At 59.6% G+C, this 17,731-nt stretch carries 17 protein-coding genes and 1 tRNA gene; 8 read left to right on the forward strand and 10 right to left on the reverse strand.

All coding sequences use genetic code 11. The annotated features are described in order from the left end of the window. Positions 1–12: 12 nt before the first annotated feature. A complete protein-coding gene (locus tag HA46_RS09070; RefSeq protein WP_084883769.1) occupies positions 13–1,167 on the reverse strand; it encodes an MFS transporter in 1,155 nt (384 codons plus the stop codon). A gap of 926 nt (positions 1,168–2,093) precedes the next feature. Here HA46_RS09070 and ompC point away from each other — a divergent pair. After that, the gene (gene ompC, locus HA46_RS09075; protein ID WP_033791625.1) at positions 2,094–3,206 is read left to right on the forward strand and encodes a porin OmpC; all 1,113 of its coding nucleotides are present in this window, start codon (positions 2,094–2,096) and stop codon (positions 3,204–3,206) included. A gap of 25 nt (positions 3,207–3,231) precedes the next feature. Here the strand turns inward: ompC and HA46_RS09080 are convergent, their stop codons facing one another. Continuing rightward, positions 3,232–3,795 carry a TetR/AcrR family transcriptional regulator gene (locus HA46_RS09080; protein ID WP_084883772.1) on the reverse strand — a complete coding sequence of 188 codons (564 nt, stop codon included), beginning with the start codon at positions 3,793–3,795 and terminating at the stop codon, positions 3,232–3,234. A gap of 104 nt (positions 3,796–3,899) precedes the next feature. On the opposite strand from HA46_RS09080, the gene HA46_RS09085 reads away from it, so the two are divergent. Beyond that, the gene (locus HA46_RS09085) at positions 3,900–4,355 is read left to right on the forward strand and encodes a nuclear transport factor 2 family protein (RefSeq protein WP_033791623.1); all 456 of its coding nucleotides are present in this window, start codon (positions 3,900–3,902) and stop codon (positions 4,353–4,355) included. Here the strand turns inward: HA46_RS09085 and HA46_RS21145 are convergent, their stop codons facing one another. Further along, entirely contained in the window at positions 4,356–4,505 is a 150-nt protein-coding gene (locus HA46_RS21145; RefSeq protein WP_167626703.1) for a hypothetical protein, read from the reverse strand. It abuts the gene before it with no gap. Positions 4,506–4,881: 376 nt separating this feature from the next. Between HA46_RS21145 and apbE the strand changes: the two genes are divergently transcribed. From apbE to HA46_RS09100, 3 genes are all read left to right on the forward strand, one after another. Next, complete coding sequence (gene apbE / locus HA46_RS09090) at positions 4,882–5,913, forward strand: FAD:protein FMN transferase ApbE (RefSeq protein ID WP_033791622.1); 1,032 nt, start codon at positions 4,882–4,884, stop codon at positions 5,911–5,913. A gap of 17 nt (positions 5,914–5,930) precedes the next feature. Next, on the forward strand, positions 5,931–6,572 hold the full coding sequence (gene alkB, locus HA46_RS09095) for a DNA oxidative demethylase AlkB (RefSeq protein ID WP_033791621.1): 642 nt from the start codon (positions 5,931–5,933) through the stop codon (positions 6,570–6,572). An 84-nt stretch (positions 6,573–6,656) separates the two neighbouring features. Beyond that, the gene (locus HA46_RS09100; RefSeq protein ID WP_033791620.1) at positions 6,657–8,327 is read left to right on the forward strand and encodes a multidrug ABC transporter permease/ATP-binding protein; all 1,671 of its coding nucleotides are present in this window, start codon (positions 6,657–6,659) and stop codon (positions 8,325–8,327) included. Here the strand turns inward: HA46_RS09100 and HA46_RS09105 are convergent. From HA46_RS09105 to HA46_RS09125, 5 genes are all read right to left on the reverse strand, one after another. Continuing rightward, entirely contained in the window at positions 8,324–9,076 is a 753-nt protein-coding gene (locus HA46_RS09105) for a 4'-phosphopantetheinyl transferase family protein (protein ID WP_051563634.1), read from the reverse strand. The genes HA46_RS09100 and HA46_RS09105 overlap by 4 nt on opposite strands. Positions 9,077–9,137: 61 nt before the next feature. Next, positions 9,138–9,341 carry a hypothetical protein gene (locus HA46_RS09110; RefSeq protein WP_033750392.1) on the reverse strand — a complete coding sequence of 68 codons (204 nt, stop codon included), beginning with the start codon at positions 9,339–9,341 and terminating at the stop codon, positions 9,138–9,140. A gap of 482 nt (positions 9,342–9,823) precedes the next feature. Further along, positions 9,824–9,900 (reverse strand) — tRNA-Pro (locus tag HA46_RS09115). Between the two features lie 71 nt (positions 9,901–9,971). Then, the gene (gene yejM, locus HA46_RS09120; protein WP_084883775.1) at positions 9,972–11,726 is read right to left on the reverse strand and encodes an LPS biosynthesis-modulating metalloenzyme YejM; all 1,755 of its coding nucleotides are present in this window, start codon (positions 11,724–11,726) and stop codon (positions 9,972–9,974) included. A gap of 21 nt (positions 11,727–11,747) precedes the next feature. Next, entirely contained in the window at positions 11,748–11,975 is a 228-nt protein-coding gene (locus tag HA46_RS09125) for a YejL family protein (RefSeq protein ID WP_033750387.1), read from the reverse strand. Positions 11,976–12,133: 158 nt separating this feature from the next. On the opposite strand from HA46_RS09125, the gene yejK reads away from it, so the two are divergent. After that, the gene (gene yejK / locus HA46_RS09130) at positions 12,134–13,138 is read left to right on the forward strand and encodes a nucleoid-associated protein YejK (RefSeq protein WP_033791618.1); all 1,005 of its coding nucleotides are present in this window, start codon (positions 12,134–12,136) and stop codon (positions 13,136–13,138) included. A 62-nt stretch (positions 13,139–13,200) separates the two neighbouring features. Here yejK and rplY read toward each other — a convergent pair whose 3' ends face one another. Then, the gene (gene rplY / locus HA46_RS09135; RefSeq protein WP_084883778.1) at positions 13,201–13,485 is read right to left on the reverse strand and encodes a 50S ribosomal protein L25; all 285 of its coding nucleotides are present in this window, start codon (positions 13,483–13,485) and stop codon (positions 13,201–13,203) included. 130 nt (positions 13,486–13,615) lie between these two features. Next, positions 13,616–15,370, reverse strand: a complete 1,755-nt coding sequence (radD, locus tag HA46_RS09140) for a DNA repair helicase RadD (protein ID WP_084883780.1) — start codon at positions 15,368–15,370, stop codon at positions 13,616–13,618. 164 nt (positions 15,371–15,534) lie between these two features. Between radD and rsuA the strand changes: the two genes are divergently transcribed. Both rsuA and HA46_RS09150 read left to right on the forward strand, forming a co-directional pair. Beyond that, positions 15,535–16,254 carry a 16S rRNA pseudouridine(516) synthase RsuA gene (gene rsuA, locus HA46_RS09145; RefSeq protein WP_084883783.1) on the forward strand — a complete coding sequence of 240 codons (720 nt, stop codon included), beginning with the start codon at positions 15,535–15,537 and terminating at the stop codon, positions 16,252–16,254. Positions 16,255–16,264: 10 nt separating this feature from the next. Continuing rightward, positions 16,265–17,461, forward strand: a complete 1,197-nt coding sequence (locus tag HA46_RS09150; RefSeq protein ID WP_033791614.1) for a Bcr/CflA family multidrug efflux MFS transporter — start codon at positions 16,265–16,267, stop codon at positions 17,459–17,461. Positions 17,462–17,731: the final 270 nt, after the last annotated feature.

Genomic DNA, 17,731 nt, shown 5'->3' on the forward strand with positions numbered 1-17,731 from the left:
AGGCACCTGAAATCATCGCGCAACCAGTCGGGCACTGGCGGCCACAGCCAGCAGCAGCAGCGCGATGAGCAGAAAGGCACCGCTGAGGCTCAGCCATTGAGAAATAAATCCGATTAAGGCCGGACCTGAGAGAATACCCGCATATCCCAGCGTTGTCATGGCGGAAATCCCGAGATTCGAGGGCATATCCTGTTGATTCCCGACAGCATTGAATAACATCGGCACCGTATTAGACAAACCGAAGCCCACCAGCAGGAAAGCGAGCAGCGCCATCTGCGGCCACGGCAGAAATACCGCCAGCGCCAGGCCGGCCGACGCGGTCAGCGCGCCCGTCAGCATCACAGAAAAGCGGCCGAAGCGGTGAATAATGCGGTCGCCGGTCAGGCGGCCGATGGTCATTGCTACCGAGAAGACCGCATAGCCCAGTCCGGCGTGCGCGGTGGACATCTCGGGGCGCTGCAGCAGCAGCAGCGCGCCCCAGTCGAGCACGGCGCCTTCGGCGAGAAACAGAATAAAGCAGAGCAGGCCGAGAAAGGCGACGAAGCCGCGCGGCACCACCAGCCACGGCTGATCGGGCTGATGCAGGCGTTCGCTCATCAGCGTCGGCAGGCTGGCCGCCAGCAGCAGCGCCATCAGAAGCAGCACCAGCGCCACCGACGCCAGCGGCGACAGACCGGCGCCCAGCAGCAGGCTGATCGCGCCCGCGCCCAGAATGCCGCCGAGGCTAAAGAAGCCGTGGAAGCCGGACATCATCGGCTTGCCGGCCGCTTTTTCCACCTCGACCGCCTGCACGTTCATCGCCACGTCCAGCATGCCCAGCCCGGCGCCGAAAACCATCAGCGTCGCGGCCATCATCCACATGACTTCCAGCGTCGCCAGCAGCGGCAGCATCGCCAGGATCACCAGCGTCGAGCCGAACATGACCCGGCGACAGCCGAAACGGCCTACCAGCGCGCCGGTAACCGGCATCGCCGCCAGCGATCCGATGCCGAGACAGAGCAGCAGCGCGCCCAGCGATGCGCCGCTCAGCGCCAGCCGCTCGCTGGCGAAGGGCACCAGCGGCGCCCAGGCGGACATGCCGAGACCGGCAATAAGAAAAACAAGGCGTGTTCCCAGACTGACTCGGCTGTGAAGTTTCCTGGGTGGGGCGGCGTCCATTGCGGTCATAGTGATATTCGTGAGTATTAAAGCGACGAAGTGTAGCATCAAAGCCGCGGCCGCATGCGCTGCCGGGAAGGGCAGAGTAGCGATAAAGCGGCGTGAAAGTCGGCATTTTAACGACTTTTATCCCGTCTCTGAATTTTTCCAGAACTTTCCTGGCAACGTTCCAAAAAAGCTGATGAGCTAAGCGTCACTTTTCCGCCTGGCTCGTTACGCTTCTGACCCGCCCAATTGGGCTGGCGTCGCCAGGCGCTGACCCGCCGCTATCGGTAAGGCGATGATATTCGCAACGCTTTACGCCGATATTTCTGGCGCACCCGCCAGAGCGTTTAAATAAGACCGGCATGCTCTGAGGCGAGGCGCTTTATTACGGTGATAAATTAACATGGGGAATATTCAGCATCTTCATTAGCCAGACGTGCGATTATTCGCAATAAGTGCCGGCCGTCGGCAGGGTTATTTTAAAGGCGTTAATTAAGTTTACTTTCGGATTCGGGGGGAAGGTCAAATTATGGGCAAAAAAAATGCCGGACATACAGGTCCGGCGGGAAATTAGGGTAAACATCTCATTCGGGGTGAATGAAGGTAATAATGAAATAAATGATGATAGCGGGATCTATTGTATTCTCAGATGACGTATATGTTTTATCATTCAGTGCTCATATGGCAACGCATGTAATACCATGAAAGTAAAAGTATAAAAATCGGTTTGATATTTTGTGCGATAATTTTTATCGATACGTGCTGGTTATTAGTTCCGCAATTATTACATCTGGAAATAACTGTTACGCATTATGAAACAGATTTGGAAATTTCGTAGCATTTTCGTGATGGCTTATTGCGCTTTATAAAATAACAATGGCGTGCCGGCTGAATTTTTAAGCGTTCAGCTCGCAGTGGCAAAAATAAGGCATATAACAGAGGGCAATAAAATGAAACGTCGCGTTCTCTCCCTGATGATCCCTGCGCTGCTGATCGCAGCGGGCTCTGCAAGCGCAGCGGAAATCTACAATAAAGACGGAAACAAATTAGACCTGTTCGGCAAAGTCGACGGTCTGCACTATTTCTCAGACAACGACGGTAATGACGGCGATCAGTCTTACCTGCGCTTCGGCTTCAAAGGCGAAACCCAGATTTCCGACCAGCTGACCGGTTACGGCCAGTGGGAATATCAGGCGGCGCTGAACACGTCGGAAGACGAAGGTACCGCTAATAGCTATACGCGCGTCGGCTTCGCCGGTATCAAGTTCGGCGATGCGGGCTCGTTCGACTACGGTCGTAACTACGGCGTAGCGTACGACATCGGCGCATGGACCGACGTCCTGCCAGAATTCGGCGGCGACACCTACGGCGCGGACAACTTTATGTTCCAGCGCGGCAACGGCATGGCGACCTACCGCAACTCTAACTTCTTCGGCCTGGTAGACGGCTGGAACTTCGCCGTTCAGTATCAGGGCAAAAACGACAACCCGAGCCGTGAAACCTCCGGCCGCAACGTGCTGGGCGAGAACGGCGACGGCTGGGGCCTGAGCACCACCTACGATCTGGGTTCTGGTCTGGGTATCGGCGCGGCAATGTTCTCTTCTGACCGTACCAGCAATCAGAACGGCGGCGATCCGGCTATTCTGGGTCGCGGCGACAAGGCGGAAGTCTACACCGGCGGTCTGAAGTATGACGCCAACAATATCTACCTGGCGGCGATGTACAGCCGTTCCTACAACGCTACGCGCTTCGGCTCCACTGACGACGACATCCATGGTTTCGCTGATAAAGCGGATAACTGGGAGCTGGTGGCGCAATATCAGTTCGACTTCGGCCTGCGTCCGTCCCTGGCGTTCGTGACCTCACGCGGCACCGACATTCAGAACTGGGGCAAACAGAACCTGAAAAAATATGTTGATGTGGGCGCGACCTACTACTTCAACAAAAACATGTCCACCTACGTTGATTACCAGATCAACCTGTTGGACGACAATGAATTCACCGACGCGGCCGGCATCAACACCGACGACACCGTGGCGCTGGGTCTGGTTTATCAGTTCTAAACCGCCCAGGAGCGTAGCCTGCGGGCTACGCTCCCTTGCGCAGAATCGCCGCCAGCGCGGCGGCTAAATCCTCTGTCACCGCTTCCGTCTCTTCTCCCCGCTGCGCCCGCACGATGGCGCCTTCCGCCAGCAACATAATCTGTCCGCTTTTGCCGCGTTCTGTTTGTGCCAGCCTGAGAGCGATGGCGTCTGCCATCTCTTGCTTATGTCGCCGGATCAGCGCGCTAATTTCAGGCAGGCTCTCGCCCAGCTCTGCGCTGGCGTTGATAAAGGCACAGCCGCGGAAATCCGCTTCGCTAAACCAGCTCTTTAGCGCGGCGGGCAGGGCATCCTGTAGAAGGGGCGTCTGCGCCAGCGCCTGCTGGAATCCCTCTATCCAGCGCTGATGCCGCTGCTCCAGCGCCGCTGCGATCAGCTGACTTTTCGCCGGGAAATGGCGATAGAAGGTCACCTTGGTCACACCCGCTTCTGCGATCACGCGATCGACGCCGGTGGCGCGAATACCCTGCTGGTAGAAGAGCCGCTGTGCCGTGGTCAGGATGCGGTCACGGGCGGCGGCGGCAGGATCGAAAACAAGCGGAGCGAGCATAATCAGGCCTCTGATTTTTTAGTAGACAGAATTGTCTACATGCAGCAGAGTAACGCAAGTAGACAATTCTGTCTACCTACTGACTTTAGCCGCAGGAGACGACAATGCTGCTTCCTCCCTTTAATGAACAGAGCGCAATCGAAAAAGTACGTATGGCGGAAGATGCCTGGAACAGCCGCGATCCGCAGCGGGTGTCGCAGGTTTATAGTCTGGAGACGCGCTGGCGCAACCGCAGCGAACACGTGCAGGGGCGTGACGCGGTGGTGGCATTTCTCAGCCGCAAATGGAGCCGGGAGCTGGATTACCGGCTGATCAAAGAGCTATGGGCGTGGCATGAAGACCGGCTGGCGGTGCGCTTTGCCTATGAATGGCATGACGACAGCGGCAACTGGTTCCGCAGCTTCGGCAATGAGAACTGGCGCTTCGGCGCTGACGGGCTGATGATTGAACGTTTCGCCTGCATCAACGACCTGCCGATAGCGGCCAGCGAACGACGCTTTCACTGGCCGCTCGGCAGACGCCCGGACGAGCATCCGGGGTTGAGCGAACTGGGGATGTAGCTACGACTGCAGCGTCCGCCTGCGGCTGGCCGCAGGCGGCGTTTTTGGCTGCGGCGGGGCGCTGCCCTCAAACCCTACCCCCGCCAGGGTGAACGCGGAAAAACTCAGCCACTGCTGCCACTGACCGAACGTTGATGATGATTTACGCATGCTGCACCTCCCGGAATTAAACCCGGTCTGAACAGTGCAGTATTTATGCCAGCTCGATCGCTCTCACAGCCACGGATTTTCCGCCTGCTTTGCTACACTGCCGCAGCATTTTGGTGCACAACTGCTCAACGCTGGCGCGCCGCGCCCCAGTCAAGCCGCTTTTGACGCCGCTGTTGTAGCAGCTTAACGATACTGAAAATAAATAGTCCGCCTGCGAACGCGAGAATCAGATAGATCATTGGGGCCTCCTGTTATCAGCCGGTTCCCTGCCAGAGATTGGGTCAGGCAGTGCGGGTTTACAAGCCGCTTTTGACTACTTTACTAACGACTTATGCTTTGTTTCAGGCTGGAATATAGCGTTACAGATGAGGGAAGAATGCGATACTGGAATATTCTGCTAATGACATCGGCAGTTTTCGCCCTGAGCGCCTGCGATAGCACAACGCCGCCGCAGGCGATGGTGCTGGAAGGCAAAACCATGGGCACGGTGTGGCGCGTGTCGCTGGCGGGCGTCGACGCGGCGCGCAAAGCGGCACTGCAGCAGGCGATCCAGCAGCAGCTTGATGCGGATGACCAGACTTTGTCGACCTGGAAACCCGATTCCGTGCTGTCGCGCTTCAACCGCTATCGGGGCGACGCGCCGCAGCCGGTCAGCGCCGATATGGCGGATATCGTCACCGAGGCGTTGCGTATCGGCGCGAAAACCAACGGCGCGATGGATATCACCGTAGGGCCGCTGGTGAATCTCTGGGGATTCGGCCCGGCGAAACAGCCTGCCCACAGCCCGACAGAGGCGGAGATCGTCGCCGCTAAGGCGCAAACCGGCCTACAGCATCTGCGCGTTCTCGAAACGGTGGAGGGGCAGTGGCTGCAAAAAGATCTGCCGGGACTCTATGTCGATCTCTCTACCATGGGCGAAGGCTACGCGACCGACCACCTGGCGCGCCTGATGGAGCGGGAAGGGATCAACAACTATCTGGTTTCGGTCGGCGGGGCGGTATTGAGTCGCGGGGAAAACGCGCAGGGCCAGCGCTGGCGCGTGGCGATCCAGAAACCTACCGACAGCGAAAACGCCGTGCAGGCGCGGGTTGACTTGCAGGGGCATGGCATCAGCACATCCGGCAGCTATCGCAACTATTATGAACTGGACGGCAAACGTATTTCACACGTCATCGATCCGGCGACCGGCCGCCCCATTGAGCACAGGCTGGTCTCCGCCACGGTGATCGCCACTACGGCGCTGGAAGCTGACGGCTGGGATACCGGCCTGATGGTGCTGGGTAGCGAAAAGGCGAAGGCGCTGGCGCTGCAGCAGCAGCTGGCGGTCTATCTTATCAGTAAAGAGGGCGATAAATTCGTCAGCTGGATGTCGCCGCAGTTCAAAGCTTTTTTGATCGACGGTGAGTAGCCGCGCAAGGGGGAATGATGCTTGATCTGTTTAGTGAAGAAGCGCCCTGGCAGGAGCCGCTGGCGGAGGGCGCGACCATTCTGCGACGCCGCGCGCGCGAAGAGGCGCCGGCGCTGATAGAGGCGCTTCTGGCGGTGGCGCAGCAGAATCCATTCCACCATCGCATCACGCCGGGCGGCCACCGCATGTCGGTGGCGATGACCAACTGCGGCGACTTCGGCTGGTCGAGCGACTCGCGCGGCTATCAGTATACCGAGCAGGATGCGGAAAATGGCCGCAAGTGGCCGCCGATGCCGCTGCTGTTTCGCCAGCTGGCGCTTGATTGCGCGCGCGAGGCGGGATTCCCGCAGTTCACTCCTGACGCCTGCCTGATCAACCGCTACGCGCCCGGCGCAAAGCTGACGCTGCATCAGGATAAAGATGAGCGCGATCTGCGTCAGCCGATCGTTTCGGTGTCGCTGGGGCTGCCGGCGGTGTTCCAGTTCGGCGGCTTCGCGCGCGGCGACGCCACTCAGCGCGTGCTGCTGGAGCATGGCGACGTGGTGGTATGGGGCGGACCGTCGCGCCTGCGCTACCACGGCATTTTGCCGCTTAAGCCCGGCGATCATCCGCTGGCTGGCGCGTTCCGCTACAACCTGACCTTCCGCCGCGCCTTCTGAGCGCGGCGCGATTGCGAATAACTATTGCTATCATTACGCATCGCTTTAAACTGCTGGCTGCTTTCCTGACTGCTGGACTTTTATATGGCGTTGCTCAAGGTTGTTTTTCGCCAGTTTCGCTGGCCTTTTATCGGCGTAATCCTGCTGACGCTGCTCAGCGCCGTGCTCGGCATCGCCATGATCGCCTATATCAACAGCGAAATGATCTCGGCGATCAATACCTCTTTCTCCGTGCTGCCTGGTTTTTTGCTGCAGCTGGTGCTGCTGATGGCGGTGACGCTCGCCGCCCAGCTGGCGCTGACGCTGCTGGGGCACCAGTTTGTCTGGCGGCTGCGCGGCGAATTTATCAAGCGCATCCTGGATACCCGCGTCGAGCGGCTGGAGCAGATCGGCAACGCTCAGCTGCTGGCCGGACTGACCAGCGATATTCGCGCCATCACCATCGCCTTCGTCCGCCTGCCGGAGCTGATTCAGGGCATTATCATCACGCTGGGATCGGCAATTTATCTCGCCTGGCTCTCGCCTAAAATGCTGATGGTCTCCAGCGTATGGATGGCGGTCACGCTGGTGGGCGGCTGGCTGCTGGTGTCGCGCGTTTATCGCCATATGGCGAAACTGCGCGAGGTAGAAGATGACCTCTACCGCGATTTCCAGACGGTAACGGAAGGGCGCAAAGAGCTGCACCTGAACCGCGAGCGCGCCCAGCTCATCTACGAAACCGTTTATCAGGAAGACGCGACAGCCTACCGTCACCATATCGTGCGCGCCGACACCTACCATCTCAGCGCGGTAAACTGGTCGAATATCATGACGCTCGGCGCTATCGGCATGGTGTTTTTTATGGCCAATAGCCTGGGCTGGGCGAACACCGCGGTGGCGGCGACCTTCTCGCTAACGCTGCTGTTCCTGCGCACGCCGCTGCTGTCGGCGGTCGGCGCGCTGCCGACGCTGCTCAGCGCTCAGGTAGCGTTTCGCAAGCTTAACGCCTTCGACCTGGCGCCCCATCAGGAGGGCTTCCATACGCTGCCGCCGCTGGCGGAGTGGCATACCCTGGAGCTGCGCGACGTCTGCTTCCACTATGGACAAAACGGTTTCGAAGTCGGCCCCATCAACCTGACGCTGCGGCGCGGCGAGCTGGTGTTCTTGATCGGTGGCAACGGCAGCGGCAAGTCGACGCTGGCGATGCTGCTGACGGGCCTCTACCAGCCGCACAGCGGCACGCTGCTGCTGGACGGCAAACCGATCGGCGCGGAAGAGATGGAGCGCTGGCGCAAGCATTTCTCCGCCGTATTTACCGACGTGCACCTGTTCGACCGGCTGATCGGGCGCGAAGGCGCGCCGGCGAATCCTAAGCTGGTGCAGGCCTGGCTTGAACGCCTGAAAATGCAGGACAAGCTGAAAATCGAAGGCAATAAAATCCTCAACCTGCAGCTGTCGAAAGGGCAGAGCAAGCGGCTCGCGCTGCTGCTGGCGGCGGCGGAAGAGCGCGACGTGCTGCTGCTGGACGAGTGGGCGGCGGATCAGGATCCTCACTTCCGCCGCGTCTTCTATCGCGAACTGCTGCCCTGGCTGCAGGCGTCGGGCAAAACCGTGTTCGCCATCAGCCACGACGACCACTATTTTATGCATGCCGACCGCCTGCTGGAGATGCGCGAAGGCAAACTCAGCGAGCTGACCGGACGCGAGCGTGACATGGCGACGCTGGATGCGGTACAGCGCACCGACCTCACTTATCAGCAGGAAGAAAAAGCTTAGCGAAAAGGGGACAGAGCCGGTTTTTTGTTGCCAGCCGCAGGACAGGTCAGCAGCGTCAGCACCCGAGCCGTCTCCAGCTGAAATTCCGCCTCCAGCCGCGTACCGACGGCAAACGCCGCGCTAAAGCTGTGGTTCAGCACGAGCACCGCTTTGCCTGCGGCGATATCCGCCTCCAGCAGGCTGGCCTGAGGAAAATCCATCGGCTGATGCAGCTGCGGCCACAGCGCTTTGTACAGACTCTCTTTCAGCGAAAACAGCAGCGTTGCGGCCTGCGAAAACGGCAGCGGCAGCGCGCGCAGCCGCACCTTTTCCTGGTCGCTCATCAGCAGCGCGGCGGTTTCCTCTGCGGTGCGCAGGCTCATCACGCTTTCAATATCAACGCCGATGCAGAGCGGCTGCTGGGTCACGGCCAGCGCCGCCGCGCCGTCGGTGTGCGACAGCGACGCCTGAATGCCGGGCGGCCAGATGGGCGATCGGTCGCTGTGGTTTTGCAGGAGAAAGTCGGGAATGCCGAGACTGGCCATTACCGCGCGCGCCAGCCAGCGGCTGGCCAGGTATTCAGCGCGGCGCTTTTTTACCGCCTGCCGCACAGCGGGCGGCAGGGGGAGATTCCAGCGCGCGCTGAAGCTGTCGTCATAGAGAGTCAGGTCGAAGCGCGCCTGCGCCAGCAGAACATCGCCACGGCGCAGATGCGCGGAGCGAATAAAGCCGCCTTCGGGAGGCGGCAGAGAAATGAGCTGAGGATGCATAGGGTTCCACGGCGGCGCGCAAAAGGGCATTAAAGCAGCCCGCCATGGTCGGGGCAACCGCTTAGTCGTTAGGCGGGATGGCAAAGCCCTTTACGGAAACCACGAAGTGATGGTGACCTTTAGTGATGCGCGCACCGCGATCGCACCAGCGCGAGGCCAGGCGAAAAAAATCGTCGCTGCCGATATTGTAAGCCAGTTCCACTTTGCTGACGCCTGAATGAAGCAGTTCTTCCGCATCCTGCAGGCTCTTCGCTTTGATAACCATAGTGATATCCATCCGAAATTCAGAGGCATTAAGATTAAGGAATGTTTATGACAGTTTTGTTTCATTAAGGTTAAAAAGCGCGGCGGCCTGCGATTTTTGTGAGGAAGATCAGCGTCGGCTGCGCAGAGTAAGCGGCTGAAGAGGGAGGCGGTATTTTATCCAGTGGGTAAAAAGCTTACAGGTCTCGCGCGGGCAGCCCCAGTAAAAAGGCCGCGCGTGGCGGCCTTTGTGGGTTACTGCTTTTGATCCGGTTCAGGACGTTTGTCGCCTGACTCGGGCGCGTTGTTTGGATCGTCTTTTTCAATGTAATGCATAAACTCTCCTCTTCGTTACCCACACAGAAGTCAGTATAGACCATGTTTCCGCACCCAGGGCGCGGAAGCCGCACGAGGCAGAGCCTTTGCGTCTGGGCGAAAAGAGAGAAAAGGCAAACGGCAGGCATAAAAAAAGCAGCCTTAACAGGCTGCTTTAGTAGGGAATTTTGGTCGGCACGAGAGGATTTGAACCTCCGACCCCTGACACCCCATGACAGTGCGCTACCAGGCTGCGCTACGTGCCGAACAGTGGGGCTTAGTCTACTGTTTATTTGGCGGAATGCAAGCAGCAGCCGTCTAACTGCCTCATAAATAATCAGTTAGCGATAAAACGCTTCTCTTCCGTCAGCACCTGCAGCAATAGCGCCAGCTGCGGCTTATGATCTTTCAGGGCATTGCCCCTGGCATCGTAAGCGCGATAGCTGCCGTTATTGTTGAGCACCAGCGTCACCTGCGGCGTCGTCACCACCAGACGATTATCTTCGCTGCTGGCGACCCAGTCGTGTCGACGCTGTGCGGCGAAGAGATCTTCCCCCTGCGAATAGTTCACCGGGTTGGTGCGCACGTGCAGCAGGCGCTGCATCAGCGTCGCCATTACATCCTGATGGTCGGTGAGGCGATCGATAGTCTGCGCAGGGGTGTCCGGCCAGTGGATTACCAGCGGAACCTGCAGGTTCGCGCGGTTGCCCACGCTCTCGACGTTGCCGTCCAGCGCCACGCCCTGCTGCGCGGTGATCACCACCACGGTATTTTTCAGCAGATCGCGCTGCTCCAGCGTGGCGAGCACCGTATGAATTTGCTCATCAATGGCGGCAGCCTGACGCAGATAGCTACGCTGACGCGTTTTCGCCGGAGAGCCGCTCAGATTGACGCCGTCCAGCGCCAGCCAGGAGAACCACGGATTGCCGTCGCCTTTCTGTCCGTTCAGCCAGTTCTGCCACTGGGAGACGGTGCTGGCGTTAGGCTGGCTGTCTGTCGCGGGCAGGCTATAGTCCGTCAGCAGCGCCTGGCGATAGAGCGGCTGGTTGAAGCCTTCGGAGGAGAAAAGTCCGAACTGGTAGCCTTGCGAACTTAACGCGCCGAGCAGTGCCGACGGCATGCGCGCCGACAGCACGCCGTCCATATAGCTGGCGGAAATACCGTAGAACAGGCCAAACAGCCCTTTTTCCGGCAGGTCGCCCGCGCTGAAGTGCTGGGTAAAGCGCAGGTTATCGCCGGCGAACTGATTAAGCTGCGGCAGCGCTTTCGCCATGTCGCCGGCGTTCAGCGACTTCACGGTGATCACCAGCAGGTTGTTGCGCGTGCCGCCGTCGCGGAAGGCGATATCGCTGAGCGGGTACTGCACCGACACCGCTTCCGGATCGCCCTGCTGGATCAGGCGCTGCTGGTAAGCCTGCGCGTCCAGCAGACCATGACGCTCCAGGAAGCGTCGCGCGGTCATCGGATAGGAGAGCGGCAGATTGGCGCGCTGCATGGTGATCGGACGATAAAAGTTGGCGTCGGCCCAGATATAGAGCAGATGGCTGGCGAAAAAAGCGGTGATAAACAGCGCCGCCAGCGGCTTGCCGAACGAGCGCCGGTTCAGGCTGCGCAGCTTCTGCCAGCTCCAGGTGGCGAACAGCATCTCCACAAGGAAAATCAGCGGCACGCTGATAAACATCAGCTGCCAGTCGCGCGCCATCTCGCTCTGGTCAGGGTTGATCACCAGCTCCCACACCACCGGATTAAGGTGGAGATGGAAGCGGTTGAACACCGCGCTGTCGACCATAATCAGCGTCAGCCCGACGGTGGCGATAATCGCCGACAAGACGCGCAGCAGCCGCTGCGACATCACCACGAAGGTGAGCGGGAATATCGCCAGCAGATAGACGGCGAATACGATAAAGCTGAAGTGGCCGATCCAGCTGCTGAAGGCGTAAATGCGCCCCGCGAGCGACGCGGGCCAGTCGGCGACCACCAGATAGCGGCTGCCTAAAATCAACGCGAATATAATATTAAACAGAGCAAACCAGTGCCCCCAGCTGATCATCTGGGAGACTTTTTCGCGGTAGCGCTGCCGGTTGGTTACCATATTATGCGATCAAATCAGCGATTAATGGGCGTTGTCGTCGCGTACGGAGGCCTGCAGGGCTTCCGCGAAAGAACGTGCCAGCGAACGGCGCTGCGCCGGCGCAACGTCGCTGTTGATCACGTTGGTCACCATATTTCCCAGCACCATCAGGGAAAGGTCGGTCGGCGCATTGTCTTTCTGCAGCACCTGGGCCAGTTGCGCGAGGAGTTTTTCCACGCGTTCGTCGCTGTAACGGGATGATTGTGGCATATCGTCGGCTAATCTCGTTTCAAAAGGCGGTATAGTACCGTAACGACAGGGTTTTTACCGCAATTTTATCGAAAGCGCATCGATCGGCCAAAGCATGGAGTTGAAAGCCGATGCGGGCGGTGTTTGAATACGCGCCTGAACTAAAAGGAGAGTCTACCATGAGTCTGGATATCGACCAGATTGCCCTGCATCAGCTGATCAAGCGCGACGAGAACCAGCTTGAGCTGGTACTGCGCGATACGCTGCTGCCAGCCAACGCCACCGTGGAAGCGATGGTAGAAGAGCTGCACCGCGTCTACAGCGCGAAAAACAAAGCCTACGGCCTGTTTAACGAAGAGAGCGAACTGGCGGAGGCGCTGCGCAACTGCCGCAAAGGCAATGACGACTTCCTGGCGTTCAGCCGCGCGGCGACCGGCCGGCTGCGCGACGAGCTGGCCAAATATCCTTTCGCCGAAGGCGGGGTAGTGCTGTTTGTGCACTATCGCTATCTGGCGGTGGAGTATCTGCTGATCGCGGTGCTCAACAGCCAGCGCAGCATGCGCGTCAACGAGCAGCTCGACATCAGCAGCACGCACTATCTCGACATCAACCATGCCGATATCGTGGCGCGCATTGACCTGACCGAATGGGAGCTGACGCCGGAATCCACGCGCTATCTGACCTTCCTGCGAGGACGCGTAGGGCGCAAGGTCGCCGATTTCTTTATGGATTTCCTCGGCGCCAGCGTCGGTCTGGATACCAAAGCGCAGAACCGCGGTCTGCTGCAGGCGGTGGACGACTACTGCGCGGAGTCGGAACTCGATAAAAGCGAGCGGCAGAACTATCGCCAGCAGGTTTACAGCTACTGCAACGAACAGCTGCAGGCGGGCGAGGAGATTGCGCTGGAGGATCTGTCGAAGGAGCTGCCGCCGCTCGGCGAGAAATCCTTTCAGGCCTTTACGCAGGAGCAGGGCTACGAGCTGGAAGAGCATTTCCCGGCCGATCGCAGCACGCTGCGCCAGCTGACTAAATTCGCCGGCAGCGGCGGCGGACTGACGCTCAATTTTGACGCCGGGCTGCTGGGCGAGCGCGTTTTCTGGGATCCGGCTACCGATACCTTAACTATCAAAGGTACGCCGCCGAACCTGCGCGATCAGCTGCAGCGCCGCACCAGCGGCAAATAAGCCTTCAGGCAGCCAAAAAAAACGCCGCATACGCGGCGTTTTTTATGTCGATTCGCAGGCGATTACGCGCGTACGAAGTCGATGTGGTGCAGTTTTGGCTTGAACGGGTGACGCTGAACAGCCTGCACTTTAACGTTGGTTTCTTTACCGTCGACAACCAGAGTCAGCACGTCGGTGTAGAAGCCTGGTTTGGTCTGCATGTTCATCACGGCGTCGTGATCCAGTTCGATAGAAACAGCGGCTTCGCTGCCACCATAGATGATGGCCGGGAATTTGTTCGCTGTGCGCAGGCGGCGGCTCGCACCCTTACCCTGCTCTTTACGTACTTCTGCGTTGATGGTCAACATGGTTATGTCTCTTCAATAATTCCTGCTACAGGCGACCCAGCAGCAGGCAGGTTGTTCAAAGGCGATTGCGAATGCAAAAGCGGGCGGCAGTATAGCGGTAATGGGCGAGGCGGGCAAATGATTCTGCCGCTTAGCGCAGCTCATTGGCGCGGCGGAAGCGGCCCTGATAGTCGAAAACTTTCTCGCGCACCTGCCAGAATTGTCCTTTCGCGCGCGCCACCACGAAATCGGGATGGCGCAGCAGCGGCTGCAGCGCCACAACGTCGGCGGCGGTCTGCCAGCCGAGCGGCACGCCCGGCGCGCGCTGATGCGGCCGCATAAAGAGCTGTTCGAACGCCTTGCGCTGTGCGGGCGTGCGCAGGCGGAAGCGCTCGTCGACGCTGGTGCCGTCTTCGTCGAAATAGGTCGCCTTCAGCCACTCGCCCTTGTCGTCGCGGCCGTGCGTCAGCGTCATGCCGCCGCAGCGCAGCACCAGCGCGTCCTTGAGCTTTAGGGCCGCCTTCAGCATATCGTCGGGATCGACCAGTATTTTGTCGCACTGGTGGCAGCGCCGCGCCGCGATATCGTTTTCCGCGCCGCAGTCGGGACAGCTTTTAAAGCGGAAGCGAAAATCGCACTGCTCGCGGTGGCCTTCGTCATCTTCCAGCACGCCCTGACAGCGGCGGCCAAAGTGCTCGATAATCATGCCGTCCGCGGTGGTTTTGCCCCAAAAGGTATTGGCGAAGCCGCAGGCGGGACAGAACACCTGCACCGGCTCATTGTCGCTGGCGCCTTTCGGCGCGCCCACTTCCGGGGTAAACAGGTCGTGCGGGTTGCCGGCGTAGTCCAGAATCAGGCAGCTGGTTTTGCCGGGCGACAGGCGCAGCCCGCGTCCGACTATCTGCTGATAGAGGCTGACCGACTCGGTAGGGCGCAAAATGGCGATCAGATCGACGTGGGGCGCATCGAAGCCGGTGGTCAGCACCGCGACGTTGACCAGAAACTTCAGCTGCTGCGCCTTAAAGGCGGCGATGGTGGCGTCGCGCTCTTTCGCCGGCGTCTCTGCCGAAATCAGCGCGCTGTTGGCGGGCAGCAGCGACAGGATCTCGCGCGCGTGCTCCACCGTCGAGGCAAACACCATCACGCCGCGCCGATCCTCGGCGAACTCTACGATCTGGCTGACGATATGCGGCGTTACGCGCTGCTGCTGCTTCAGCTCGCGATTGAGATCCGCCTCGCTGAACAGGCCGTTAGCCTGCGCCGTCAGGCGGCTGAAATCATACTGCACCACCGGCATATCGAGCCGCTCCGGCTCCACCAGAAAACCGTGCTTGATCATGTAGCGCAGCGGCAGCTCATAGATGCAGTCGCGAAACAGCGCCTTCTCGTCGCCGCGCACCATGCCGTGATAGTGGAAGTGATAGATCCAGCCTTTGCCGAGTCGAAACGGCGTCGCGGTCAGCCCCAGCAGACGCAGCTGCGGATTATGCTGACGCAGGTGGCTGAAAATCTGCTGATACTGGCTACTGTCGTCATCGCTGATGCGGTGGCACTCGTCGACGATCACCAGCGAAAAGGCGCTGTCGAACTGCGCCAGATTGCGCGCCACCGACTGCACGCTGCCGAACACCACCTTACGCTGGCTCTCTTTGCGCTGCAGGCCGGCGGCGAAGATATCCGCTTCCAGCCCGTAAGCCTGATATTTGCCGTGGTTCTGCTCCACCAGCTCTTTGACGTGCGCCAGCACCAGCACGCGCCCGCGCGCCAGCCGCGCCAGCTCGGCGATCACCAGGCTTTTGCCTGCGCCGGTGGGCAGCACGATCACCGCCGGTTCGGCGTGACGACGAAAATGGTTGAGGGTCGCGTTAACCGCGTCTTGCTGATAGGGACGTAGAGTAAAAGCCATGGCCGATCACTTTTGCGAAACCGGGCGAGATTATGCCATGAAAATGGATGAAACGCAGGAAGGGCTCTGTGCGGCGGCGTTGGTTCAGGCTATACTTCCCGCACTTTTTCAACGGGTAAAACCCCGTTTCAGTTTCCCTCCGCAGTAACAGGCAAAGCGAATTCATGCGACTCGATAAATTCATCTCTCAGCAACTGGAAGTCAGCCGGGCTATCGCCGGCCGTGAAATCCGGGCGCAAAAAGTCACCGTCAACGGCGAAGTGGTGCGCGACACCGCCTTCAAAATCCAGCCCGAGCATGAGGTGGAATATGACGGCAATCCGCTGCAGCTGCAGGTAGGCCCGCGCTACTTTATGCTGAACAAGCCGCAGGGCTATGTCTGCTCAACCGACGATCCCGATCACCCCACCATCCTCTACTTTATCGAAGAGCCGACCGCGTGGAAGCTGCACGCCGCGGGACGCCTCGATATCGACACGACCGGGCTGGTGCTGCTGACCGACGACGGCCAGTGGTCGCACCGCATTACCTCGCCGCGCCACCACTGCGAGAAAACCTACCGCGTGACGCTGGAGCATCCCGTCGCCGCGGATGTCGCGCAGCAGTTCGCCGAGGGCATTCAGCTGCACGGCGAAAAATCGCTGACCCAGCCGGCGCAAATGGAAGAGATTACGCCGACCGAGGTGCTGCTGACCCTCAGCGAAGGGCGCTATCATCAGGTGAAGCGCATGTTTGCCGCGGTAGGCAACCGCGTGGTCGGGCTGCATCGCGAACGTATCGGCGAGATCGTGCTGGATGACGATCTCGAGCCGGGCGAATATCGTCCGCTGACGGAAGACGAAATTAACAGCGTCGGGCTGCCCGACGAGTTAAAACAGAAATAGCGGAGCGGCCGTGCGCAAGGATAAAAACTCAGCTGCGGGACTGGTGGTGATTCTGGGATTGCTGGCGATGCTGATGCCGCTTTCCATCGATATGTACCTGCCCGCGATGCCGCAGATCGCCCGCGAATTCGGCGTGTCGGCAGGCAGCGTGCAGATGACGCTTAACCTCTATATTCTGGGGTTCGCCATCGGCCAGCTGGTCTACGGCCCGCTGGCGGACAGCTACGGCCGTAAGCCGGTGATCGTGCTCGGCACGCTGATTTTCGCCTGCGCGGCCGCCGCCTGCGCGCTGGCGCAGACCATCGACCAGCTGATTCTGATGCGCTTTCTGCACGGCCTCTCCGCCGCGGCGGCCAGCGTGGTGATCAACGCCCTGATGCGCGACAGCTACTCGAAAGAGGATTTCTCGCGCATGATGTCGTTCGTCATGCTGATCACCACTATCGCGCCGCTGCTGGCGCCGATTATCGGCGGCTGGCTGCTGCTGGCGTGGAACTGGCACGCCATTTTCTGGACGCTGTCGATCGCCGCGCTGATCACCACCGTGATGGTGATGACGCAGATCCGCGAGACGCTCAGGCCGGAGCAGCGCCAGCGTTTTCACCTGCGCACCATGCTGGGCAATTTCATTACGCTGTTTCGCCACAAGCGGGCCTTCAGCTATATGCTGGCGAGCGGTTTCTCGTTTGCCGGGCTGTTTACCTTTCTCAACGCCGGTCCCTTCGTTTATATCGAGGTCAATCACGTTTCGCCGCAGGACTTCGGCTACTACTTCGCGCTGAACGTGGTGTTTCTCTTCGTGATGACGCTTATCAACAGCCGTGCGGTGCGCCGCTTTGGTCCGCTGGCGATGTTCCGCGCCGGGCTGGTGATCCAGTTTGCGATGGGCATCTGGCTGCTGGCGGTGAGCGCGCTGCATATGGGATTCATTCCGCTGGTGCTGGGCGTCGCGATGTTTATCGGCTGCGTGTCGGTGGTCTCCTCTAACGCGATGGCGGTGATCCTCGACGAGTTTCCCCATATGGCGGGCACCGCATCGTCGCTGGCGGGCACGCTGCGGTTTGGCGTCGGCGGGCTGGTAGGCGCGCTGCTGTCAACGGCGAGCTTTAACAGCGCCTGGCCGATGGTGGGCACCATCGCGGCGTGCGCCACATGCTCGATGCTTTTCTTTTTGTACGCCTCGCGTCCTCGCGCTATCAAACACTAACCCGGTTGTTCTTTCAGACAGCTGGCAAAGCCCGAAAAGCAGGGCGGCATGGCCCGGTAACGGGCGCGCCTCAGGGATGAGGCGCGTATTTGCGCGGGCCGAGCGAGCATGGATGCAATGGACTTCGCGATCGGGCCCGGGCCATGTCACCCTGCGTCAGTGCCGCTGCAAAATTCCTTTTTCCCGCTTCGTTCCACTATACCCAGTTCAATATGTTTCTTAGTTGTGAATATTAATGATTAAGAAAGTAACCAGAATGCGTCTAAACTG

It is taken from the genome of Pantoea septica (assembly GCF_002095575.1).
In the GTDB taxonomy this organism is placed as follows: domain Bacteria; phylum Pseudomonadota; class Gammaproteobacteria; order Enterobacterales; family Enterobacteriaceae; genus Pantoea; species Pantoea septica.